Source organism: Streptomyces sp. NPDC058664 (assembly GCF_042716635.1).
GTDB lineage: Bacteria > Actinomycetota > Actinomycetes > Streptomycetales > Streptomycetaceae > Streptomyces.
The window spans coordinates 16,282-38,643 of sequence record NZ_JBHXRW010000032.1 but is presented as its reverse complement, the minus strand read 5'-3'; the positions used below and the strand labels follow the sequence as shown (position 1 = coordinate 38,643).

General features: G+C 70.5%; 22 protein-coding genes and 2 pseudogenes. 10 read left to right on the top strand and 14 right to left on the bottom strand.

The annotated features are described in order from the left end of the window. The first annotated feature begins 513 nt into the window (after window positions 1-513). The 3 genes from ACFWUY_RS24855 to ACFWUY_RS24845 all read left to right on the top strand — a co-directional run bounded on the left by ACFWUY_RS24855 (window position 514) and on the right by ACFWUY_RS24845 (window position 3,510). The gene (locus tag ACFWUY_RS24855) at window positions 514-2,385 is read left to right on the top strand and encodes an RICIN domain-containing protein (protein ID WP_384113101.1); all 1,872 of its coding nucleotides are present in this window, start codon (window positions 514-516) and stop codon (window positions 2,383-2,385) included. 135 nt (window positions 2,386-2,520) lie between these two features. Next, window positions 2,521-2,868 carry a hypothetical protein gene (locus ACFWUY_RS24850; protein ID WP_384113098.1) on the top strand — a complete coding sequence of 116 codons (348 nt, stop codon included), beginning with the start codon at window positions 2,521-2,523 and terminating at the stop codon, window positions 2,866-2,868. Between the two features lie 30 nt (window positions 2,869-2,898). Then, window positions 2,899-3,510 (top strand): flavin reductase family protein, encoded by a 612-nt coding sequence (locus tag ACFWUY_RS24845; protein ID WP_384113095.1) that lies wholly within the window; start codon window positions 2,899-2,901, stop codon window positions 3,508-3,510. Window positions 3,511-3,549: 39 nt separating this feature from the next. Here the strand turns inward: ACFWUY_RS24845 and ACFWUY_RS24840 are convergent, their stop codons facing one another. Together ACFWUY_RS24840 and ACFWUY_RS24835 are read right to left on the bottom strand one after the other, a co-directional pair. Then, on the bottom strand, window positions 3,550-4,035 hold the full coding sequence (locus ACFWUY_RS24840; RefSeq protein WP_384113092.1) for a hypothetical protein: 486 nt from the start codon (window positions 4,033-4,035) through the stop codon (window positions 3,550-3,552). 38 nt (window positions 4,036-4,073) lie between these two features. After that, window positions 4,074-5,213: pseudogene (locus ACFWUY_RS24835) on the bottom strand (MFS transporter); the annotation flags it as partial. Between ACFWUY_RS24835 and ACFWUY_RS24830 the strand changes: the two are divergent. The 5 genes from ACFWUY_RS24830 to ACFWUY_RS24810 all read left to right on the top strand — a co-directional run bounded on the left by ACFWUY_RS24830 (window position 5,201) and on the right by ACFWUY_RS24810 (window position 10,186). Further along, window positions 5,201-6,682, top strand: a complete 1,482-nt coding sequence (locus ACFWUY_RS24830; protein ID WP_384113089.1) for a recombinase family protein — start codon at window positions 5,201-5,203, stop codon at window positions 6,680-6,682. The pseudogene ACFWUY_RS24835 and the gene ACFWUY_RS24830 sit on opposite strands and share 13 nt — an antisense overlap. A gap of 248 nt (window positions 6,683-6,930) precedes the next feature. Then, window positions 6,931-7,962 (top strand): AAA family ATPase, encoded by a 1,032-nt coding sequence (locus tag ACFWUY_RS24825; protein ID WP_384113087.1) that lies wholly within the window; start codon window positions 6,931-6,933, stop codon window positions 7,960-7,962. 439 nt (window positions 7,963-8,401) lie between these two features. Beyond that, on the top strand, window positions 8,402-8,698 hold the full coding sequence (locus ACFWUY_RS24820) for a helix-turn-helix domain-containing protein (protein ID WP_384113084.1): 297 nt from the start codon (window positions 8,402-8,404) through the stop codon (window positions 8,696-8,698). A gap of 239 nt (window positions 8,699-8,937) precedes the next feature. Then, the gene (locus ACFWUY_RS24815; protein ID WP_384113081.1) at window positions 8,938-9,207 is read left to right on the top strand and encodes a hypothetical protein; all 270 of its coding nucleotides are present in this window, start codon (window positions 8,938-8,940) and stop codon (window positions 9,205-9,207) included. 145 nt (window positions 9,208-9,352) lie between these two features. Continuing rightward, entirely contained in the window at window positions 9,353-10,186 is an 834-nt protein-coding gene (locus ACFWUY_RS24810) for a recombinase family protein (RefSeq protein WP_384113078.1), read from the top strand. 53 nt (window positions 10,187-10,239) lie between these two features. On the opposite strand, the gene ACFWUY_RS24805 is transcribed toward ACFWUY_RS24810, so the two are convergent. The 7 genes and pseudogenes from ACFWUY_RS24805 to ACFWUY_RS24775 all read right to left on the bottom strand — a co-directional run bounded on the left by ACFWUY_RS24805 (window position 10,240) and on the right by ACFWUY_RS24775 (window position 15,182). Beyond that, window positions 10,240-10,716 carry a hypothetical protein gene (locus ACFWUY_RS24805; protein WP_384113076.1) on the bottom strand — a complete coding sequence of 159 codons (477 nt, stop codon included), beginning with the start codon at window positions 10,714-10,716 and terminating at the stop codon, window positions 10,240-10,242. Window positions 10,717-10,796: 80 nt separating this feature from the next. Next, the gene (locus ACFWUY_RS24800) at window positions 10,797-11,021 is read right to left on the bottom strand and encodes a DUF397 domain-containing protein (RefSeq protein WP_384113068.1); all 225 of its coding nucleotides are present in this window, start codon (window positions 11,019-11,021) and stop codon (window positions 10,797-10,799) included. Window positions 11,022-11,293: 272 nt separating this feature from the next. Further along, window positions 11,294-11,512, bottom strand: coding sequence for a hypothetical protein (locus tag ACFWUY_RS24795; RefSeq protein WP_384113064.1), 219 nt, complete (start codon window positions 11,510-11,512; stop codon window positions 11,294-11,296). Window positions 11,513-11,809: 297 nt separating this feature from the next. Then, a complete protein-coding gene (locus ACFWUY_RS24790; RefSeq protein ID WP_384113060.1) occupies window positions 11,810-12,658 on the bottom strand; it encodes a helix-turn-helix domain-containing protein in 849 nt (282 codons plus the stop codon). A gap of 18 nt (window positions 12,659-12,676) precedes the next feature. Then, a complete protein-coding gene (locus ACFWUY_RS24785) occupies window positions 12,677-13,201 on the bottom strand; it encodes a DUF6879 family protein (protein WP_384113053.1) in 525 nt (174 codons plus the stop codon). Between the two features lie 394 nt (window positions 13,202-13,595). Next, window positions 13,596-13,772 (bottom strand): annotated as a pseudogene (locus ACFWUY_RS24780) (MFS transporter); the annotation flags it as partial. Between the two features lie 102 nt (window positions 13,773-13,874). Next, a complete protein-coding gene (locus ACFWUY_RS24775; protein ID WP_384113046.1) occupies window positions 13,875-15,182 on the bottom strand; it encodes an MFS transporter in 1,308 nt (435 codons plus the stop codon). Window positions 15,183-15,245: 63 nt separating this feature from the next. On the opposite strand from ACFWUY_RS24775, the gene ACFWUY_RS24770 reads away from it, so the two are divergent. Further along, window positions 15,246-16,232: a GlxA family transcriptional regulator gene (locus ACFWUY_RS24770; RefSeq protein ID WP_384113041.1), complete on the top strand. Its 987-nt coding sequence runs from the start codon at window positions 15,246-15,248 to the stop codon at window positions 16,230-16,232. Here the strand turns inward: ACFWUY_RS24770 and ACFWUY_RS24765 are convergent. The 3 genes from ACFWUY_RS24765 to ACFWUY_RS24755 all read right to left on the bottom strand — a co-directional run bounded on the left by ACFWUY_RS24765 (window position 16,187) and on the right by ACFWUY_RS24755 (window position 19,472). Beyond that, on the bottom strand, window positions 16,187-17,404 hold the full coding sequence (locus ACFWUY_RS24765; RefSeq protein ID WP_384113033.1) for an MFS transporter: 1,218 nt from the start codon (window positions 17,402-17,404) through the stop codon (window positions 16,187-16,189). The two genes, ACFWUY_RS24770 and ACFWUY_RS24765, sit on opposite strands and share 46 nt — an antisense overlap. A 74-nt stretch (window positions 17,405-17,478) precedes the next feature. Beyond that, window positions 17,479-18,528, bottom strand: a complete 1,050-nt coding sequence (locus ACFWUY_RS24760) for a Zn-dependent alcohol dehydrogenase (RefSeq protein ID WP_384113025.1) — start codon at window positions 18,526-18,528, stop codon at window positions 17,479-17,481. Further along, window positions 18,525-19,472 carry an SDR family oxidoreductase gene (locus ACFWUY_RS24755; protein ID WP_384113019.1) on the bottom strand — a complete coding sequence of 316 codons (948 nt, stop codon included), beginning with the start codon at window positions 19,470-19,472 and terminating at the stop codon, window positions 18,525-18,527. The genes ACFWUY_RS24760 and ACFWUY_RS24755 overlap by 4 nt, the downstream gene beginning before the upstream one ends. A gap of 101 nt (window positions 19,473-19,573) precedes the next feature. Between ACFWUY_RS24755 and ACFWUY_RS24750 the strand changes: the two genes are divergently transcribed. Beyond that, window positions 19,574-20,500, top strand: coding sequence for a cyclase family protein (locus ACFWUY_RS24750; protein ID WP_384113011.1), 927 nt, complete (start codon window positions 19,574-19,576; stop codon window positions 20,498-20,500). 145 nt (window positions 20,501-20,645) lie between these two features. On the opposite strand, the gene ACFWUY_RS24745 is transcribed toward ACFWUY_RS24750, so the two are convergent. Together ACFWUY_RS24745 and ACFWUY_RS24740 are read right to left on the bottom strand one after the other, a co-directional pair. Continuing rightward, window positions 20,646-21,092: an ATP-binding protein gene (locus ACFWUY_RS24745; protein WP_384113007.1), complete on the bottom strand. Its 447-nt coding sequence runs from the start codon at window positions 21,090-21,092 to the stop codon at window positions 20,646-20,648. A gap of 408 nt (window positions 21,093-21,500) precedes the next feature. Beyond that, a complete protein-coding gene (locus tag ACFWUY_RS24740; protein WP_384113002.1) occupies window positions 21,501-22,361 on the bottom strand; it encodes an acyl-CoA dehydrogenase family protein in 861 nt (286 codons plus the stop codon). Window position 22,362: the final 1 nt, after the last annotated feature.

Below are 22,362 nucleotides of genomic sequence, written 5' to 3'. Positions count from 1 at the left end.
CGCGATCAGGCGGGTGCCGGTGAGACCGCGAAGTGCCGCCCGCGCCATGACGCGCTTCCACGGCGGCTCCGGCTCCGGCTCCGGCTCCGGCGGGACCGTCGTCGGGCCGAGGTGCCCGTGCGCGCTCGAACCCGAGAGGGCAGCCGCCGCATCGCCTTCCTTCCGCGCCCGCGCTCCCACCTGCGCCCCGGCGCACGACCCGTACCCCTCGGAGCTCCGCGTACCGAGTCGCGACTCGCTCCGGCAGGTGTCACTCTGGGAGAGAAACCTCTTCGCCGATCCACGGCCGCGCCCGGCCGGGTTCGTTCGAAGAGCGACAGCCAACATGTCATGACGGTCCCACCCCACAGTGCGCGCTCGTCGAAACGCGCGGGGTCCCGTCTCCCGCCCGGCTATCAGCCGAGACATGTATCGGCGCTTCCTTGAACGTGGCAACCGGTGAGCGTGGTTCGGCGTGCCGAACCGGCTCCAGGCCTCGCCGCGGGAAGCAGCTGCGCAACAAATGGAGTTCACATGGCTCGCTACGACGACCTCTTCGTGAGGGAGACCACGGCCGAACCACAACTGGCCGCGGCTGTACCACCGTCGACCACGCGACAACCGAACGGGGAGCAGTCACCCGGGCGGACGATCCACCGGTACGGACGGCTCACCATCGTCTCCGACGTGGACCACGAATCGCCCACGGCCGTACCGACGGCATCGAATTTCGCGGACAGCAGGAACGGTCTGAAGGACATCGAGCGTCTCGGGCTCGAAGCACTCCGCCTGCGGCAGTCGGAGGGCTTCATCGCCGCCAAGACCGACCGACCGAGGGCCGGTGAGCGCTGGGACATGCCCGGCTGCACCACCGTCGTCCCCACCCCCACCGCGGCCACGCACCCCGGGGCGGCGGCGTTCGCCCCGCCGACGAGCGCCTACCTCGAAGGCAGCGTCGCGGTCGGGATCATCATCGTCCAGGGGCCCACCGCCGCACTGCAGTTCACCGACGACGAGCGGACGAAGGTCGTCGCGGAGGTTCAGAACGGGCTCGGGTGGCTGGCGAGCGCCAATCCCCTCGCCGGCGTCAGCTTCACCTACGACATCCAGACCGTCTCGCTGTCGACCCAGCCCGACCCCTCGGCGACCGACCTGGAGGCCGTCTGGCGGGACCCCGCCATGGGCGCGCTCGGCTACAGCGCCGACTGGAACGGCGTCCTGTCCTACGTCGAGGCCATCCGGAGCAGACTGGGCACCCGGTGGACGTACTGCGGCTTCTTCACCAAGTACCCCATCGGTCACTTCGCGTACGCCAGCATCGGCGGGCCCCGCGTGGTGATGGACTACAACAACGACGGGTGGGGCCCCGACAACATCGACCGGGTCTTCGCGCACGAGACCGGGCACATCTTCGGCTGCCCGGACGAGTACGCCAGCAGCGGGTGCGACTGCGGCGGACGGTGGGGCCGTTTCGGCGTCAACAACGGCAACTGCGGCAACTGCGCTCCGGCCGGCGGATCGGCCTGCCTGATGAAGGAGAACGACTTCAGCTTCTGCGACTACACGGCGAGCCACTTCGGCTGGTCGGTGGTGACCCCGCTCTTCGCCCGGCACAGCGGCAAGTCGCTGGACGTCTCGGGCGTCTCGCCGGACAACGGCGCGCAGGTCATCCAGTGGGACTACTGGGGCGGCAACAACCAGCGCTGGCGGCTGGAAGCGGTCGGCGACGGATACGTCCGGGCGGTCGCCCAGCACAGCGGCAAGGTACTGGACGTCTCGGGCGTCTCGCCGGACAACGGCGCACCCCTGATCCAGTGGGACTGGTGGGGCGGCGACAACCAGCGCTGGCGCTTCGACACGATCGCCGACGGAGTCCACGTGCTGGTGGCGAAGCACAGCGGCAAGGTGCTCGACGTCGAGGGCGTCTCCAAGGACAACGGCGCCCGGATCATCCAGTGGGACTACTGGGGCGGCGACAACCAGCGCTGGCAGTGCCAGTTCCAGCCGTTCTTCGCCAAGCACAGCGGCAGGGCGATGGACGTGGCCGGCATCGACACGGCGAGCGGCGCAGCCGTCATCCAGTGGGACTACTGGGGCGGCGACAACCAGAACTGGCGGCTGGAACCGGTCGGTGACGGCTACGTGCGCGTCATCGCGAAGCACAGCGGCAAGGTGCTGGACGTCGAGGGCGCGTCGATGGACAACGGTGCCCGGCTCATCCAGTGGGACTGGTGGGGCGGCGACAACCAGCGGTTCCGGATGGAACCCGTCGAGAACGGCTACTTCAAGCTGACGGCGAAGCACAGTGGCAAGGTCGTCGACGTCTCGGGCATCTCCCTGGACAACGGCGCGCAGCTCATCCAGTGGGACTGGTGGGGCGGCGACAACCAGCAGTGGCGCCTCTGATCACGTCCGGTCCCACCGCACGTGACGATCGTCCGCGGGCCCGGCCCCGCGTCGAGCCCGCGGACGGCCCCACCGCGACGGCCTCCGGGGCCGAGACCGCGAAGTCTCCCGACGAACCGGATGGAGCAGGACGGTATGGACGAGAAGCGCGAGGTGCTCGTGCTGGTCGAGGACGGTGACTGGGAGACCGTGGTCGTCGCGCTGCGCGCGCTCGGTCCGGTCACCCAGCTGCTGCCGCCGAGGCTGGCTCTGGTCGCCCTGCCCGCGGGCCCACGACGCACGGAAGCCTCCGAGCTGCCCGGCACCGCGTGGTACGAGGACGACCTGCCCCCCGAAGCGTACGACCGCCTCTCCGACCAGGAACAGCTGTTCGTCAATGCCTGGAGAGCCCGCCGCACCCCGAAACAGCGCCCCGGCAACCACCTGCCCTGGGACGCCCCCGGCCACCTCCCTCCCGACAGGCCGCGTTCCGAGGGGTCTTGAGGGTACTCATCTGACGCATCGTCAGGTTCAATGGGCGATGTGATGGGACACGCGGGGATGGCGGCCACCGCCGTCCGACACCTGAGAGCGGCCGGTTCGCCGACGGCCGTGGAACCACTGCCACGGCCGGCACTGCGCGCGGTACGGGAGGACGAACGGCCACCCGTCGATCCGGCCGACTTCCGCCGCGTCCTCGGCCACTTCGCGAGCGGGGTCACGATCGTGACGGCCCTCGACACCGAGGGCCCGACGGGCTTCGCCTGCCAGTCCTTCGCCTCGCTCTCCCTCGACCCGCCCCTGGTCGCCTTCATGGTCGCCCGCACGTCGACGACCTGGCCCCGGATCGCGGCGGCCGGGACCTTCTGCGTCAACGTCCTCGGCGCCGGCCAGGGCGGACTGTGCCGGACGTTCGCGGTGAGCGGCGCCGACAAGTTCGCGGGCGTGGAGTGGACCCCGTCCCCGGCCACCGGCTCGCCCCGGCTGCCCGGCGCCCCCGCCTGGATCGACTGCGCGATCACCACCGTCCACACGGGCGGCGACCACCTGATCGTGGTGGGCCGGGTGGAGTCGCTCGGCGCGACGGAGGACGGCGGTGAGCCGCTGCTGTTCCACCGGGGGCGGTTCGGGCGGTTCAGCGGGTAGGGGCGGGTACGGCCGCTCCGGCGCCGTACGAGCGGGGCGTCAGCCCTTTGCGTACAGGACGATCCCGCCCGCCATGAAGACGCTCACCACGGCGAGCGAGCCCCACAGGAGCAGGGAGACGAAGGAGCCCTGCCTCGCCGGGCGGGTGAGCAGCGCCGCCCCGGCCAGGGTCGCCCAGCCCGCGAGCCACCCCCACACGCCGGCGAGCGGCGCCAGGAGGGCTCCGGCGAGGGCCGACAGGCCCAGCTGCCACCAGACCGGGCGGCCGCCGAATGTGCGGCCCAGGTCCTCGCCCATCAGCACCACGGGCAGGACCAGCACCGCGGACACCGCGAACGCCGCCAGTACGCCGAACACCGCGACGAACGGAAGCGCCAGCAGGTAAATGCCGCCTCCGGCGGTGTCCTCCCCGGGCCCCGGCTCCATGGACAGGCCCACCGTCATCAGCACCGCCAGGCCCGCCCCGGCCTCCAGGCACAGCGCCGGTGTCGAGACCCTCAGCATCCGGGCGTGCGTGCGCCCCATGCCCGGACCGCTCACGTGCGATCACCCCCTGGCGATCATCATGCTCCCGCCAGGGACGGCGGCTCCGTCCGGGGGCGGCGGATGACCAGGGCCATCAGGGCCGCCGCCGCGCACAGCGCGCCCGAGGCGTACCAGACGACGTCGTACGTGCCGAAGACGTCGCGGGCCACCCCGCCCGCGAAGGCGACGACCGCCGCGCCGATCTGGTGGGAGGCGAGGACCCAGCCGAAGACGATCGCCGAGTCCTCGCCGTAGTGCTCGCGGCACAGGGCGATCGTGGGCGGGACGGTGGCCACCCAGTCCAGGCCGTAGAAGACGATGAAGAACAGCATCGGGGGGTGGACCGAGGGGGCCAGCAGCATCGGCAGGAAGAGGAGGGAGATCCCGCGGAGCGCGTAGTAGACGGCGAGCAGGCGGCGGGCCTCGAAGCGGTCCGTGAACCAGCCCGAGGCGATCGTGCCGACGACGTCGAACACGCCGATCACCGCGAGGAGTCCGGCCGCCGCCGTCACCGGCATCCCGTGGTCGTGGGCCGCCGGTACGAAGTGGGTCTTCACCAGGCCGTTCGTGGACGCGCCGCAGATCGCGAAGGTGCCCGCGAGCAGCCAGAAGGGCCCCGTGCGGGCCGCCTTGAACAGGACGGTGACCGCGCGGCGGGCCGCGCCCGGGACGGGGGCGGGCTTGTCGGCGTACTCCCCGCCGTACGGGGCGAGTCCGGCGTCCGCCGGGTGGTCGCGGAGCAGCAGCCACACGAAGGGGACGACCGTGAGGGCAGCGAGCGCGACGGTGACGGCCGCCGGGCGCCAGTCGTGGTGCTTGATCAGGTAGGCGAGGAGCGGGAGGAAGACCAGCTGGCCCGAGGCGCCGGCCGCGGTGAGGATGCCGGTCACCAGACCCCGGCGGGCGACGAACCAGCGGTTGGTGACGGTCGCGGCGAAGGCGAGGGCCATGGAGCCGCTGCCGAGGCCGACGAGGACGCCCCAGTAGAGGATCAGCTGCCAGGCGGCCGTCATCCACACGGTGAGGAGCGAGCCGAGGGCGATGACCGTCAGGGCGACGGCGACGATCCGGCGGATGCCGAAGCGGTCCATGAGGGCGGCGGCGAAGGGGGCCGTCAGGCCGTAGAGGGCCAGGTTCACCGAGACGGCGAAGCCGATGGTGCCCCGTGACCAGCCGAACCCGTGGTAAAACTTTGGGGCACATCAGTCCGCGAGTAAGAGCAAGGGGGGCGGGACAGATGGATGTCACCATCTACGTACGACTCAGCCTCGATCAGCACGGCGACGAGTTGGGCGTTCAGCGCCAGGAGGACGAGTGTCGGGCGTTTGCCGCAGCCCGTGGCTGGAGCGTACGAGAAGTCATCTCGGACAACGACATCAGCGCCACCTCGGGCAAGGTGAGGCCGGGGTTCGAGCGGCTGCTGGCGTCCAAGCCGGACGCGATCCTCTGTTGGCACACCGACCGACTGGTGCGCAGGACGGAAGACCTGTTGCGAGTGATCGCACTCGCGGTCAACGTCCACGCCATCCACGCCGGACACCTTGACCTTTCGACCCCGGCTGGTCGTGCCACGGCCAAGACGGTTACGGCGTGGGCCGAGTACGAGGGGGAGCAGAAGGCGCTACGACAGAAGGCGTCGAACCTCCAGGCAGCGAAGAACGGCACCCCGCACAAGGCGGGTATCCGTCCCTTCGGCTACGCCGATGACTACTTGACCGTGGTCGAGGACGAGGCGGACGCGATCCGCAAGGGTGCCGAGATGGTTCTTCAGGGCGAGACCCTGGCGGCCGTCGCTCGCTACTGGACGGGGCTCGGCCTGCTCGCCCCGCGCTCGTCGTCCGGCAAGGCGAAGGGCGAGGCGAAGGGGTGGGGCGTAGGCGGAGTGAAGAAGGTGCTCATCTCCCCTCGGTACATCGCTCAGGCCACCTACCTGGGCGAAGTGGTGGGCGAGGGTCAGTGGCCCGCGATACTGGACGAGGCGACTCACTACGCCCTCGTGTCGGCACTGACGAACCCCAAGCGGTTCACGGGTGGTGCACGTACCGGCTCGGCCCCTCAGACCCTGCTCGCCGGACTGGCTACATGCGGGCGTTGCGGGGAGACCGTGCGAGGCGGCATGTACCGAGGGACCCCGGTCTACCGCTGCGGACAGAAGCACGTCCGCGTACCCCGCGAGCTGGCCGACAAGCGAGCCGGTAACGCCGTCCTGGCGCGGATCGTCTTCCCCGACTTCCTGCCCTGGGTCCTCGCCGCTCGACAGGAGCAGGGAGACGACTCGGCCCACCTTCACCAGGAAGCGCAGACCTTGCGGGAACGGCTCGACGGGTTGGCTGTGGCCTACGCCTCGGGGTCCATCACCCTGTCGCAGATGACGGCTGGTACCCAGGCGATCCGCGCCAGGCTGGACGAGATCGACGAGAAGCTGTCCGGTGTCACCGGCCTGCCCCCGATCGATCCCGTGTCCGGCATCGCTGGCCTGATTCAGGACTGGCCGAACACTCCGCTCCCCGTCCGGCGCGCGTGGGTCAAGTTCGTCACCACGATCACGATGCACCCCAACGGCTTCAAGAAGGCGGCGAAGATGACCGTGGACGACTACATGTCCGTGGACTGGAACCACACCGCTGACGACGAATCCGACGCGTAGCCTGCCCGCTCGACTCAGCCCCGCTCTCACCCGAGGGCGGGGCTTTGTCGTCCCGTCTTACGCCAAGCGGGCAGGCGAGGGCCCTGACCAGGAAGCCTCTCCCGTCTCGGCATGTTGTACGATGCCGGGCCAGGTCGCCGCCGTCGCCCCCGACTGCACGAGACCGAGTCCGAGGCCAAGCCTCGGGCGCTCCTGTGAAGAGACCGCCCATCCGTGGCTGGTCCACCCCCGCGAAGAAAGGGAGGCACATGCGCCCGCCATCCGGCGGGGGTCATCGGCGCACGCTGCGCCACACAGGAAGCAGGGAGGTAGGCAACCCCTTGGGTGCCATCAAGGACATGGGGCGACAGCTCCACCAGATCGAGCGCGTCCCCTACGAGGATGCGTTCCTCATCGGTGATCTCCTCACCACCCGGACCACCATCCTGTCCGGGGAGCCGAAGGCCGGTAAGACCTTGCTCAGCGCGGGCATGGGCATCGCCTTGCTCAACGGTGAGCCGACGTTCCTCGGGCAACCCGTACTCCGCAAGCTGGATCACATCGTGTTCGGCGTGACCGACGACGGCGCACCCGAGGAACTGAAGGAGCGGCTACAGGATGCCGTGCCCGACGACGCGGTGACCATCTTCCCCGTCGAGGACCCCGGCGACTCCGGTTACTGGGCAGGCATCGCCGCAGACCTGGCGGACATCAAGCCGGGACTGTTCGTCCTGGACAACATCATCGGCGCACTCGCCCCCGGCGAGGACATCTCGTCACCCGTCACGGCACAGCGGATCATGCGCAGCCTTCGCCCGATCAGCGAGGCGGGCATCCCCACCCTCCTGGTCACCCACACGCCCAAGGGGACAGGGGAAGGGATGAGCGTCTCGTCTTCCCCGATCGGCGGACGGGCCATCGCTGCGGGCGCTCGTGGGCTGATCGCGCTGCGGAACTCCGGCAAGCACGGCAAGAGGATTCAGACCGCGAGCAACCGGGCCAGGGAAGACCTGGACCTGAGCGTCACCGTGCGCCGTGCCGGCGAGCACGGAGAGGTGCCCGTCTGGGAGCGGACAGAGCCCGGACTGAAGGTCGTCAGCCTGCCGAAGGCGAAGCCTTGGGACGAAGACCTCGTTGCCCGCGTGGTGGAGGAGCAGCCGGAGGAGACGACGTACAAGGCGCTCGCACTACGATACGCGCCCCTCGTCGGAAGGAAGTGGGAGACGGTACGGCCCAAGCTCAGCGACGCCCTCGTACGTGAAGGCGGGCGCTGGGTGAGGAAGCCTGCCGACACAGCGTGAGTCGTGGTGGTGGTGATGCTGCCCCCTTATAGGAAGTGTCACCACCACCAGCTACCTCGCTCCGCTCGGCAAGCCTCGCTCCTCCTTCTACTTACGTAAGTACGTCAGTCCTCTGACACTGGCGGCCTTCGGCCGACCAGCACGCAGGCCGCTGAAGAACTGCCAAGCCCGAAGCCTTCCAGCGGCGAAGGAGCAGTGCCGCCCGAAGGGCGGACAGCATGAAGACGGCAAGCGGCTGTGCGGCCGGAGGCCGCCCCTTCGCGAAGACTCCTTACTGCCAGCGGCAAGGCCACCGGGTCACCTCGGGAGCACACGAAGGAGCCAGATAGGTGAAGTCCGGCAAACGGTGCTGTTGGCCTCGACAGATGCGATGCAGAATCGTTCACCTGATCATGGCGGGCTGCCGACTGGAGCCCTGGGAGCCGGAGGCGCACGACCAGTGGCGGCGAACACCGATACCTCTGCCAGTGGACGGCACCCGGGGGCCGAACTCCGCCGACTCCGAGAGGCGAGCGGCCTGACCGCCACGCAAGCAGCAGAACGACTGTTGGTGTCTCAGAGCAAGATCAGCAACCTGGAGAACGGCCATCGCGCCGCCAACCCACGCGATGTGCGTGACATGTGCGCGCTCTACGGGGTGACGGACCAGCAGGTCGTCGACGCTCTGATGCGGGCTGCCAAGGAGACGTGGGGCCGTAGCGTCCGTCATCGCTGGCAGGTTCACTTCGGTCGATGACCTAACGAGAATGCTTCATTCCTGCACAGCGCCGGCGAACCGCTATAGGACCCTCTTGTCGCCGCTGACCTGCATAGATGCGCGACGCCTACGGGTAGGCGAGGGCGCCTCGTCGCCCCTGAAACCGTGGCGGAATCAGAGCTGCTAAGACAAGGCGGTCGGGCAAGGCCCCCTTCGGGGGTCATACCCCCACCCCTTGGGCCTTCGCATCCCACCGCCGTCGCCCTACGATGCCCGGCATGATCAAGATGTCTTGGGCACTGATAGGCGAGCACGCAGACGAGTGGACCGGGGCCGACACCCAAGAGGGCGCGGCTGTACTCCAAGCCAGGCTCACGGCCGTGGTCGAGGACAGCGGCATGACAGCCGAGACGGCGCAGCACTGGCGGTCCACGTTCCTCGCCCCCGTGGTCGAGGCTGTACGCACCGAGGGACAGGCAGCCATCTCGCGAGGCGCGGCATGGAGCAAGGCGGCCGGTCCGATGCTCGTGTCTCTCTCGCCCGCGTAGGCCGTCTCGTAAACCTTCGTTTTCGGGACGGACGGGCCAGGCTCGGGTCGTGTCCGTTTCGCCCACGCTCGGATGTCTCGTAACCCGTCCCGAAACATCACTCTCACCACTGGCTTTCGGGACACGTTTGTGAGACGGTCTCGTCATGACCACGAACACCCCGGCCGCACAGGTCGAACGTCACGCCTGCCCGAAGTGCGATGCCCCCGCCGGTAGCCCCTGCCGTACGACCACGGGCAAGGTGGCGGCGAACTACCACACGGGCCGCTTCGCCCTGGTGCCCGCGCTCAAGGCGGAACTGACCGTGAAGACTCCGGCCGACCGCAACCCTGGCAAGGCGTGGACACAGGGTGCTCCTGTCACACAGGTGTCCGACGCGATACCGGGCGCAGCGATCCGGCTGGGCTACGCCCGTTGCTCAACCGTTGGACAGGAACTTCAGTCCCAGTTGGACATGCTTGCCCGTGCCGACTGCACCCGCGTGTTCTCGGAGAAGATCAGCACCCGCGTGAAGGAGCGGCCGGAGCTTGAGAAGGCGCTCACCCTGGCACGGGAGATCAAGGCAGCCGCACCGAATCAGCCGGTCATCCTGACCGTGGTCGAGATGAAGCGTCTCGCCCGCAGCGCGTCAGAGCTGATGACGCTGTCTTCCGCCCTTCAGGCGGACGGCATCCAACTGGAACTCCTGTCCGGCCCCCTTCAGGGTGTGTACGACCCGAACGGGGCAGGTGCCATCGTGTTCGCCGTCCTCGCCGTCAGTGCAGAGGTGGAGCGGGAAGGCATCCGGGAGAAGACGTTGGAAGGGTTGGAAGCTGCGGCCCGCAAGGGCAACGTCGGTGGGCGTCCGTCCGTCGTGGACGACGACAGGCTTGCCGTAGCCCGTGCCCGGTACGCCAAGGGAGAGAGCGTCACAGCCATCGCCAAGGCCCTGGGAATCGGTCGTGCCACGTTGTACCGGCACCTGGGAGAGAGCGCCTGAGGCAGGCGCACACGGACGCAGACAGGCCCCTGGCATTACGTCGGGGGCCGCTGTCATGCGCGGGCCTGCTGGACGGGGCAGGGCAAGTCGGGAGCAGCGCGGTTCGGCGAGCACGTCACGAGGGCGAGGGAGTGGAAGACAGTGCCCTTCAGGTAGTGGCCGAGGGACACGTCTCCTCCCCATGTCAGCCGCTCGACTGCACCCTTCACCAGGAGAACCAGTCTGGTCACTTCCCGATCCTGCTCAGAGGCGAAGCGGGGTGCGAACTCTGCGAGCTGAAGGCCCAACCACTCGCCGGCCTCCTTGGGTTCCTCCCATGTCCCTCGGATCATCGAGGGCGGTTTCATCAGCCAGTGCGCCGTCTGGATCGGGGGCACGTCGGTCGTCGGGAACACGGCCACGGCTTCTCGGTACCGGTCGAGTACCTCCTTCTCGCTGCTCCCGGTCGGGGCCTGTCCGGCCGGTCTGCGGACGCTCTCCCTGTCGAACGTCTTCTTCTCCCCCACCCATGCGTAACCGTGGTGGTGCACCGTTGCTCCGTTCCGAGGGATGACGACGGCCCCGCCCGTCGGCGTGAGGGCGGGGCCGTCAGTTCAGGTGGTGCCGTGGATCAGGCGGAGAGGTCGAAGCGCGCGGGGTCGATACCCGCCGCGTCCAGCTCGGCCGTGGTGAAGCGCAGCGGCTCGGCGCCCGGGCGCTTGCTGTCGCCCATGGCCCACGCGTCCGGCCCGATCTTCGCGAGGGTCACGCACGCCTCGCCGTCCGGGTGGGTACTGCCGCCGCACGCCTTCGAGAACTCGGCTCCCTCGATGGGAAGTTCGTACAGGTCGGTCATCGTCGTGCCCTTCCTGATCTGCTGACGGCCCAGACAGGGCCGTCCCCCGCCCGTAGCGGACGGAAGTCTTCGAGTGGATGCCCCGGCTTCCCTGAGTCCGGAGCGATGCCCTCACCGCCCAGGGCGGCACCCCAGTCAAGGGGCGGACCGGGCCGGAGCCTGGGCACGTCAACTCAGACGAGACACGTCCTGTCTCTGCTCTACGGCCTGTCGATCGGGGGACTACCTGCCTCTCGCCGGGAGGGCAGCGGTGACAGGATTCTGTGAGCGGCTCAAGGAGCCGAGGGAACCCGCAGCACCTCTGCGATCTGCTCGACCGCATCAGCGCGGATCATCCCGAGGTGGACGTACGCCTTACCGGTGTGCGTCACCATGGGCCGGACGCTGCTCCACGCGGACTCGGGAACGCCGAGCGCGGCGAGTGTCGCGCGTATGGATTCCGTCGCGTCCGTTGCCTGCGACCAGGCATCTCGCCACGTCTGCATGTCCATCAGTGGCCGGTCCCGTGCATCCGAAGCAGGATGTTGCAGTCGACGACCGTCGTGCCGTCGCCCTCCATCCCGGCAGCCTTTCGAAGCTGACCGAGTCGCGCGCACTCGGGGCATCCAGGCACCGGACGGGGCGCAGGGCGCTCCTCCCTAATCGGCAGCTCTACCGGCGCTTCCTGCCACCGTGTGGGTTCTGTCCTCGTCATCGTCGCGCCCTCCCTGTCGCTTCCGAGGTCGATGAACAGACCGTAGGGAGCGGGGTTGTGAGGGGTCCACGCTGTTGCACACGGTTGCACGGATTCACCCGAGGGCGGCGAGCGCCTTCGTGATCAGCGCTCGGGCTTCGGCTCCGCGCACGGCGGACCGGGACAGCTCGGAGAAGGCCCGAAGGTAGGTACGGATCTCGCCGGGCGTGGTCAGGTTGATCTCTGCGGTGAGGGTCTCCACCGCCACCTGTTGATCGTCGAAAGCGTAGAAGGCTTCGAGCGGCCAGACGGTACGGCGGGCCCGTGCGGGGATGATGCCGAGGGATACGTTCGGTTGTCCCATCACGGAGAGCACGTGTTCAAGCTGGGCCGCCATCGCGGCATCGTCGCTCACCCTGTAGTAGAGAACAGTCTCTTCGAGCACCAGGGCGAACCGATGATCCCCCTCCCGGATCACACGGGACCGTTGGGCCCGAGCCTGCACGGCTTCGGCCACGTCGTCCGGGGTTCCTTGGAAGGCTGTGATGGATCGCAGAAGCCCTGTCGCGTAGCCGGGGGTCTGGAGTATCCCCGGCATGACGTTCGAGGCGTACACGCGAAACGAGCGGGTCCGCTGGTACAGCGGGACAGTCTGCTCATGAACCCGGCGCATCCCATCGCGATGGATCTGCCGCCACTCGACGTACATCGACTCGGCGTTTCGGGACGCAGCGATCAGATCAGCCGCGTGATCGTCAGCCCCGCAGGCAGCGCACCATGCACGGATGTCAGCATCCGAGGGCGGCGTCTTGCCCCGCGCGATACGGGACGACTTCGACTTGTGCCAACCACACCGAGCGGCCAGCTCATGCCCTGTCAGGCCAGCGTCTTGCATGAGGCCCTGCAAGCGGGCAGCCACAGCGGCTCGCGCCGCTTGGGCGCTGGAGAGTGGAGAGGAAGGCATGAGCTGACCGGTCAGGAATCAGACGGTGTACTTCTCGTGCGGGATGGCTCGATCCCACACCGCTTCGAACGCCGACGCGCACAGCCCAACGGCGGCAGGGTCTTCCGTCTGGTCAGTGTGGACCCACCGGCCGACTCCATCGAAGACGTTGAACTGGACAAGGCGGCCGTCGAACAACCAGAAGTCGTTGCCCGGCAGGGCAAGGTCCGAGGCGTGGCGACGGGGCAGCCAACGGATCTGCTCCCCAGCAGCCACGTTCGTGAAGGTGCCCGAGTGCTCGAAGGCGATGTAATCACTGACGGGCTCCGAGACGATGCGGGCACGTCGGATGACAACACCCTTGGCCGTGACCTCCTGAACGAGGTCGAGCCACGGACGCCACCACGAACCCCGGTCCTCCGGGTCGAGCCGGCGCCCTTGCTTCCACGCCGCGAAGCCTTCGATCTCGTTCTCAACGCCGTACGTGTCGCGCATCTCAAGATGCACGGCTGACTCCTGCACTGACCTGATGAGGTCAGAGAAGTCAGTCAGACTCTGCGACACGGAGCGCCTCCCTGAGAAGCGGGATCATCCGCTTCGGAACCCTGATCACCGACTCATGCCCGGGGATCGGCACATCCTGCGAGCTCTCGCCCGTGGTCCGCTCGTCTGCCGTCCACCCCTGGATCACAAGATCCTTCGACTCCTGGTCCACCCACACAGCGGGTGATCCGTGATCTCCGGACTCGGGATCTTTACCGACGAACCGTAAGGCCATGGTGTCCCTCCCTGTCGAGCGCGTTGCGCCTGGTTGCACGACCTTCACTCTGCCGGACAGCGCTGGTCAAGGGGGCCGGATCCGGACTGTTCGGCAAGGGGAGGGGCAGCGCCGTCCAGGGTGGTGCAGGAGTTCACCGGTCTGATCAGCCGCTCTTGCCGATGGTTCCCCCAAGCATCACCACGCGAACTCCTCGTGCAGCGGCTCGATCAGCAGGCCCGGCAGGGAGGCGAAGGCCGCGGCGCCGATGATCGTGACGAAGGTGACCGCCGCGACGAACCACGCGCGGTGGATGCGGGGGGTGCGAGGAGTGCGGAGGAGGGGCGGTCCGGCGGGGGTCTCGGTTGTCTGGGCCATGCCACCGAGCCTCCCGTCTCCGCCGCCTCCCGGCCATTGGCCCGAATGACAGGTTTGCAAAGGATCGGGACATCGGTGGCCTACACCCGGGGCAGCGGTGGCCTACACCCGGGGCAGCGTCCTGATCGGGCGCACCGCGAGCAGCGCGCCCACCACGAGCACCGCGATCCCCGCCCCCGCGAGCAGCACCTCCTCCGCGCCGACCACCGCCGCCACCGGCCCCGACAGGGTCCGGCCGACCCCCATCATCAGGAGCGAGCCGGCCACGTCGTACGCGTGCATCCGGTTCAGCGCCTCCTGCGGTACGTGGGTCTGCACGGCGGTCGACCACATCACCAGCCAGAAGGCGAAGGCCGCCCCGCCGACGAACTGGCCGGCGCCGAGCAGGGTCACCGGCGCGCCGAGGCCGAGCAGGGCGAGGTTCACGGGGAGGCCGAGGAGCGCCACCGCGCCCGCCGCGAGGGGCGCGCGCGGGCGCAGCCGGAGCGCGAGGAGGCCGCCGACGGCGCTGCCGGCGCCGTTGACGGCCATGAGCACGCCGTACGCGGCCGAGCCGTGGTCGTCGGTGACCAGGCTCGCGGTGAGCGGCACCATGGGTCCGGCGACGGTCAGCCCGTACACCGTCCAGATGGCGATGACGCCCCAGAGCCAGCTCCGGGCCCTGAACTCCCGCCAGCCGCCGATCAGTTCGGCGCCGAGGGAGTCGCGCCGCAGGGTGTCGGACGGGAGGGGCGGGATGCGCATGCGGGCGAGGCAGAGGGCGCTGACGGCGAAGGTGGCGCCGTTGACGGCGAAGGCGGCGCCCGCGTCCCACACGGCGACGAGGAGGCCGGCGGCGGCCGGGCCCGCCATGGTCATGAGGGCTTCGACGACCCGGAGGACGGCGTTGGCGCGCTGCACGTCGGGGGCGATGCGCGGGATGGTGGAGGCGACACCCGGCTGGAAGAGGGCGGCGCCGGTGCCGGCGGCGACGGAGAGGACGTACACCGCCCACAGCGGTGGGCTGCCGAGCGTGAAGGAGACGGCGAGTACGGCGGCTCCGGGCAGGCGCAGGAGGTCGGCGAGGATCATCATGCGGCGGGCGGTGAACCGGTCGGCGAGGACGCCGCCGAAGAGGACGAAGAGCGCGAAGGCGGCCGTCCAGCCGCCGAGCGCGTAGCCGACGGTGGAGCCGGGGTGGCCGGCGCCGAGGAGTCCGGCGGCGAAGGCGACCGGGACCATGCCCTCGCCGAAGACGGCGACGCCCCGGGCGACGAAGAAGAGCCGGAAGTTACGGTTCCAGAGTGCGGGCGACTCGGCGGGCGACTCGGCCGGTGACTCGACGGGTGACCCGGTGGGCGGCTCGGCGGGCGGCCCCACCGGGGCGGGAATCCGGTCGGGGGCCTCAGACTTGTACGTGTCGTCCGTCACGGACAGCTGACCTATCACCCAAGTGGTCTGGACCACCAGTGATTTTCGAAGGGAGCACCGCCCGTGCCCACCCCCCACCGCGTCGCCGTCCTCGCGCTGCCCGGCCTCCTCCCCTTCGAGCTGGGCATCCCGCACCGCATCTTCGGCCGCGCCCGGGACCCCGAGGGCCGGCTGCTCTACGAGATCGTCACCTGCGCCCCGGTCGCCGGGCCCGTCCCGACCGACGCCGACTTCTCCGTGCACGTCGAGCACGGCCCGGAGATCCTGGCCACCGCCGACACGGTCGTCGTGCCCGCCTCGTACGAACTGGGCCCGGTCTACGACGAGGGCAGGCTCACCGACGAGCTGGCGGCCGCGCTCGCCCACATCCGGCCCGGGACCCGGCTCGTCTCGATCTGCACCGGCGGGTACGTGCTCGCCGCCGCCGGTTTCCTCGACGGGCGCCCGGCCACCACCCACTGGTCCTCGGCCGAGCACTTCCAGCGCCTGTTCCCGCGCGTACGGGTCGACGCCGACGTCCTGTTCGTCGACGACGGCGACGTCCTCACCTCGGCGGGCGTGGCCGCCGGGATCGACCTGTGCCTGCACATCGTGCGGCGCGACCACGGCACGGCGGTCGCCAACGACGTCGCCCGCAGGACCGTCGTACCGCCGCACCGGGACGGCGGCCAGGCCCAGTACATCGAGCGGCCCCTGCCGGAGGCCGGCACCCACACCACGACGACCGCGCGGGCGTGGGCGCTCGCCCACCTCCACGAGCCGATCCAGCTGCGGGACCTGGCCGGGAAGGAGGCGATGAGCGTCCGGACGTTCACCCGCCGCTTCCGTGACGAGGTCGGCGTCAGCCCCGGCCAGTGGCTCACCCAGCAGCGCGTCGAACGCGCCCGGCACCTCCTGGAGTCCACCGGCCTGCCCGTCGACCGGGTCGCGCGGGACGCGGGCTTCGGCACGGCCCAGTCGCTGCGGACGCACCTGATGAGCGCGATCGGGGTGACCCCGACGTCCTACCGGCGCACCTTCCGCTCCTCCACGGGCGCGACCTCCTCCTGAGCGTCACCGGTCCGGCGGGTCAGCCGCCGCTCCCCCACCGCGCCGACCGCCGTGAGCAGCACGGTCAGTGCGACGCCGCAGAGGATCGCGGTCGACGGGGCCACGACCTTGAGCAGGCCGCCCGCGAGGGCGCCGCTCGCCGCGTAACCGGCTCCGACGGCCGCGTACATGACCGAGTATCCGGCGGCGAGCGCGGACGGCGGGAGGAGCCGGCGCAGGGCGAGGTTGCGAGTGAGCGCGGCAGGGGCCTGGAGGAGTCCGGCGACGACCAGGACGACACCGATGGCGGCGGTCCAGGGCAGGAGGGCGACGAGGGCGACTCCCGCGGTCACGGCGAGCACCAGGGCGACGGACTGCACGAGCAGCGGGCCCGGCCAGTGCCCCCGCAGGCCGTAGACGAACGCGCCGGCCGCCGAGCCGATCGAGAACCCGGCGAGCAGCACACCGGCCCAGCCGATGGCGATCCCGCGCTGTTCGAGCAGGGCGGGCAGGAGCAGCTCGGCGAGCGCGAGCAGCGAGAGCCCGGCGGCCCCGAGGACGTACACGGGCCAGGCCCGCAGCAGCGCCCGCCGCGCGGAGACCCCCTTCTCCGGCGGCTCGGCCGCCCAGCCGGCCGGCAGCAGCCACATCCCGGCCACGGAGAGCCCCGTCAGGACGGCCATGAGGAGCAGCGGTACGGCGGGGCCGGCGCCGAGCGCGAGGCCGGTGGCGAGCGCGGGGGCGGCCGCCCAGACGCCGAAGGTCAGCATCGACTCCACGCTCATCGCCTGCGTGACGGCCCGCTCGGGAACCATGCTCGTGAGCAGCGCGCGCAGCCCGCCCGCCACGGCCGCGGGACCGGCGCCCGCGAGCACCGCGAGGGCGGAGAGGGCGACGGGGTGCGCGTCGGGCGCGAACCCGAGCCCGGCGAACCCGGCTGCACCGACGGCGAGTCCGGCGGCGAGCTGCGGCCGGGCCCGTTCGGCGTTCATGCGGAGGCCGAGGACCGGGGCGGCGACGATCTCCCCGATGACGTACGCGGCGGCCAGCACGGCCCCGAGGGAGTACCCGCCGGGCCGCTCGCGCACGAGGAAGACGAGCGCGAGCGGTGCCATGGCGACGGGCAGCCGCCCGGCGGCGGTGACGGCACACCAGGCGAGGACGGGTCGGGTGGCGAGCTCGCGGTAGGACATGGCCACGACCGTAACCTGTCGGTGGTCCTGTCCCTCAGGAGTTTCCGCAGGGGCTCCCCACCGCCTCGTACGGCTCAGAAAGTGAGCACCCCGCGCGCCACCTTCCCCTGCTCGGCGTCCTCCACCGCCCGCGCGAACTCCTCCACCGGGTAGGTGGCGGTGACGAGTTCGTCGAGGAGGAGGCGGCCCGAGCGGTAAAGCTCGGCGTAGAGGGGGATGTCGTGCTGGGGGCGGGAGGAGCCGTAGCGGCAGCCCAGGATCGACTTGTCCAGGAACATCGCCGCGGGCAGGAAGCTCGCCTCCGCCTTCGGGGCTGTCATGCCGAGCAGGATCGCCTGGCCGTGCCGGTCGAGGAGGTCGATGGCGGTGCGGACGAGTCCGGTGTGGCCGACGCACTCGAAGACGTGGTCGGCGCCGGTGCGCAGGATGTCCCGTATCCCGTCGGTGGAGGTCAGGAAGTGGCTCGCTCCGAACTGCCGGGCCACCGCCTCCTTCGCCGGGTTCGTGTCCACGGCGACGATCGTCGGCGCGCCCGCGATCCTCGCGCCCTGGAGGACGTTGAGCCCGATCCCGCCGGTGCCGATGACGACGACCGTCTCTCCCCGGCCGACCTTCGCCCGGTTGAGTACGGCTCCGACGCCGGTGAGGACACCGCAGCCCATCAGGGCGGCCGAGGTCAGCGGGATGTCCTGGGGGATCTTCACCGCCTGGACCGCCTTGACGACGGTCCGTTCGGCGAACGACGAGTTCGACGCGAACTGGTAGAGCGGCCGCCCGCCCCGTGAGAACGGCTGCCCCGGCATCCCGATGGCCTTCCGGCACATGGTGGGCCGCCCCCGGTCGCAGTCCGCGCAGGCCCCGCAGTTGGCGAGCGTGGAGAGGGCGACGTGGTCGCCCGGGACGACGTGCGTGACGCCGGGACCCACGGCCTCGACGACCCCCGCCCCCTCGTGCCCGAGGACGACGGGCGGCGGGAACGGGATCGTTCCGTCGATGACGGACAGATCGCTGTGGCAGAGGCCGGCGGCGGCGATCCCGACGAGCACCTCGCCGGGTCCCGGGTCCCGTACCTCCAGGTCGTCGACGACCTGGACCTGCTTCCCGTCGAACACCACTCCCCTCATGAGCCGTTCTCCTTACTGCCCGTCGGCGCGACCGCGTTGGGGCGCGAGCCCTCCGCCGCCGCCCTCGCCATCTCCTCGAGCCGCGCCAGCATCGGCATCGGGTCCACCCCCACCGTCCCCGGCAGGAAGTCCGCGATCCGTTCCGGGGTCCACGCGCCGCCCTCCGCGTATCCCGCCCGCAGTTCCCTCGGCTGCGCCCAGACCGCGATCTTGGGACCCGCGATCGTGTAGACCTGGCCGGTGATCCGCTCCTCCCTCGCCCTCTCGGAGAGCAGGTAGACGACGAGCGCGGCCACGTCCTCGGGTTCGCCGATCTCCTTGAGCTCCATGGGCACGTTCGCGGACATGCGGGTGCGTGCCACCGGCGCCACCGCGTTCGCCGTGACCCCGTACTTGTGGAGGCCGAGCGCCGCCGACCGTACGAGCGAGATGATCCCGCCCTTCGCGGCGGAGTAGTTGGCCTGGGCCACGGACCCCTGGTGGTTGCCGCTGGTGAAGCCGATCAGGGTGCCGGCGCCCTGCTTGCGCATGACCGCCGAGGCCGCCCGGAAGACGGTGAAGGTGCCCTTCAGGTGGGTGGCGACGACCGGGTCCCACTCCTCCTCCGACATGTTGAAGAGCATCCGTTCGCGCAGGATGCCCGCCACGCACACGACCCCGTCGATCCGCCCGTACTCCGTGAGCGCGGTGTCGACGACCCGCTGTCCGCCCGCCATCGTCGATATGTCGTCGGCGACGGCGACGGCCGTGCCGCCCGCCGCCTCGATCTCCTTCACGACGGAGAGGGCGATCTCGGAGGTCGGTTCGCCGCCCTCGATCGACACGCCGTAGTCGTTGACGACGACCTTCGCGCCTTCCGCCGCGCACGCGAGGGCGACGGCGCGGCCGATGCCCCGTCCCGCGCCCGTGACGGCGACGACCTTGCCAGCCAAGAAGTTCCCCACGCCCGGCCCCTTCCGTCACTTTCTGACGGTCCGTTAGATTCGTTCGTCGTCAGGATTCTACGGCCCGTCAGATACCGGAGAACAAGACCCCGGAGGCCCCGATGTCTCTCCCCGCCGCATTCCACGAGATCGCCAAGCGCGTCAACAACTGGGGCCGCTGGGGCCAGGACGACGAGATCGGCACCCTCAACCTCGTCACGGACGAGGTCGTGCGGAACGCCGTCGCCACCGTCCGCACCGGCCACCGCGTCCCGCTCGCCGTCGACCTCAGACAGGACGGCGTACAGACCGGCATGATCCCCGGCCGGGTCAATCCGCTCCACGTCATGGTCCAGGTCAACCAGGAGCTCTTCGGCCCCGGCACGGTCGCCACCAGCGACGACGCCGTGACCCTGGGACTCCAGGCCGGCACCCACTGGGACGCCCTGACCCACGTCTCCCACTCGGGCCGCATCTACAACGGCCGGCCCGCCGCCTCCATCACCCCGCACGGCCGCTCCGAGTTCAGCGGCATCCACACCGCCCGGCACCTGGTGGGCCGTGGGGTGCTGCTCGACGTCGCCGGCGCGAAGGGCCTGGACCGGTTGCCGGGCGACCACGCCGTCACCCCCGAGGACCTGGACGAGGCGGCGGACTTCGGGGAGGTGACGGTCGGGTCCGGCGACATCGTGCTCGTACGGACGGGTCAGATGCGGTCGTACCTGGCCGGGGACCGGCACGGGTACGCCTTCCCGTCACCGGGGCTCTCGGTCCGTACGCCGGAGTGGTTCCACGACCGGGACGTCGCGGCCGTCGCCAACGACACCCTCACCTTCGAGATCTTCCCGCCGGAGATCGAGGACCTGTGGCTGCCCGTGCACGCGCTCCACCTGGTCGAGATGGGGATGCTCCAGGGGCAGAACTGGAATCTGGAAACTCTGTCCACAGCCTGTGCACAAGAGGGGCGGTACGCGTTCCTGCTCTCCGCGATGCCGGAGCCCTTCGTCGGCGGCACGGGCACACCGGTGGCACCGGTCGCGATCCTGTGACCGTTGTTCACCCCCGCACCCGGTGCCGATGGGCGGCGGCACCACCGCCGCCACCCGGCCGCGACCCGCACGCCGAGGGCCCACGGCCCTCGGCTCCCCTCGCCGCGCATCGCTCACACCAGGGTGGACAGAACGGAACGAACCGTCAACAGTGCACCCGGCCGGGCGACACGGGGGCCTCCGAAACCGGTCCCGGACCGGCCGGAGCCCGGTCGAGCTCGCACCAGATGCTCTTGCCCGCGCCCTCGGGCTGCCAGCCCCACCGGTCCGCGAGGCCGTCCACCAGCTCCAGGCCCCGCCCGTTGGTGTCGTCGCCCTCCGCGTGCCGGGGCCGCGGCGGGCGGTCGCTCGCGTCGGCGACCTCGACCCGCACCCCGCCCTCCGCCACGAACAGCATCCGCAGCACGGCCGGGCAGCCGGTGTGCACCACGGCATTGGTCACGAGCTCGGAGATGAGCAGCACCAGCGTCTCGGCCAGCGACTCGTCGTCCCCTATGCCCGAGCCGGCGATCCGCGACCGGGCCCACCTCCGGGCTCGCCCCACCTCCGCCGGGTCGGGCCCGACCTCCAACTGAACCTGAAGCACCTGCACCGCTCACACCATCCGAACCGGCGGACACATCGCCTCGCGCCTCACAGCCATCGACGCCCTGACAGAACGTGATTTCCTTGCGAGACAGCATGGTTGACGTACAGTCACCGCAACAAGCGCTTCGGGCATATTCCAGCGCGAAGGAGTACGCGTAGTCCATACTGTGCGACGCACGCTGCGGGGAGTCGAACAGGAGCGCGCAGGGCGCCTCCTGGGGGCGCGAGCGGCGCGCATTCCCGGAGCCGGAGCCACCTCGGGGGCGACACCGGGACGATCCGGGGCAACGTGCACTCGCATCCCACGGAGCGTACCGGAGCCGGAGGCCGACTCCGGGCCGTGACGACCCCGCCGAAGGACACAACCCGATATCGACGTTCCGTGACCCGGTGGACGCGCAGTGCCACCGGGTCACAGGGCGGCCGCCACCGCCTCCTCGGCCCGCGCGGCGGGCAGCCGCAGTTCCGCCCGCACCCAGGCCCGTTTGAGGTGAAGGTGGACGTCCGCCTCCCAGGTGAAGCCCATGCCGCCGTGCACCTGGAGGCAGTCGCGGGCGTTGCCGGTGGCGGCCTCGTCGGCGAGCAGTTTGGCCCCGGCGATCTCGACGGGGTCGGCGGTGAGGGAGGCGGCGCGGACGGCGGCGCGGGCGAGTTCGGTGCGGACGAGCATCCCGGCGCAGAGGTGCTTGACGGCCTGGAACCCCCCGATCGCCTGCCCGAACTGCTCACGCACGCGCGCGTACGAGACGGCCGCGTCGGTGGTCGCCGCCGCGCTCCCCACCTGCTCGGCGGCGGTGAGCAGAACGGCCGCCGGCAGTGGTGCGCCCCCCTGGCCCCGCACCCGGTGCAGCGGGGTCAGCGGATCCACCGACCTCATCGGTACGGCTCCCTCCACATCCCCCAGCACCACGTCCGCCTCGTCCAGCCAGGGGACGAGCCCCTCGTCCACCGAGGTCACCACCACGTCCCCCTCCGCCGCGCCCGGCACGGACCCCGCCGCCAGGTGCGTCGCCACCAGCGGTCCCGGCAGCAGCGCCCGCCCCGCCTCCTCGAACACGAGCGCCGCCTCCGGGAGTCCGAGCCCCACCCCGCCCTCCTTCTCGGGCAGCCGCAGCGCGAAGAACCCGGCCGCGCCGAGCTCCCGCCACAGGTCCCGGTCGAGCCGGCCGGACGCGACGGCGGCCCGCAGCGCGTCCCGGTCGAAGCGGCGCGCGAGCAGTTCCCGTACGCCCCGGCGCAGGGCCCGCTGGTCCTCGGTGAGTCGGAAGTCCATG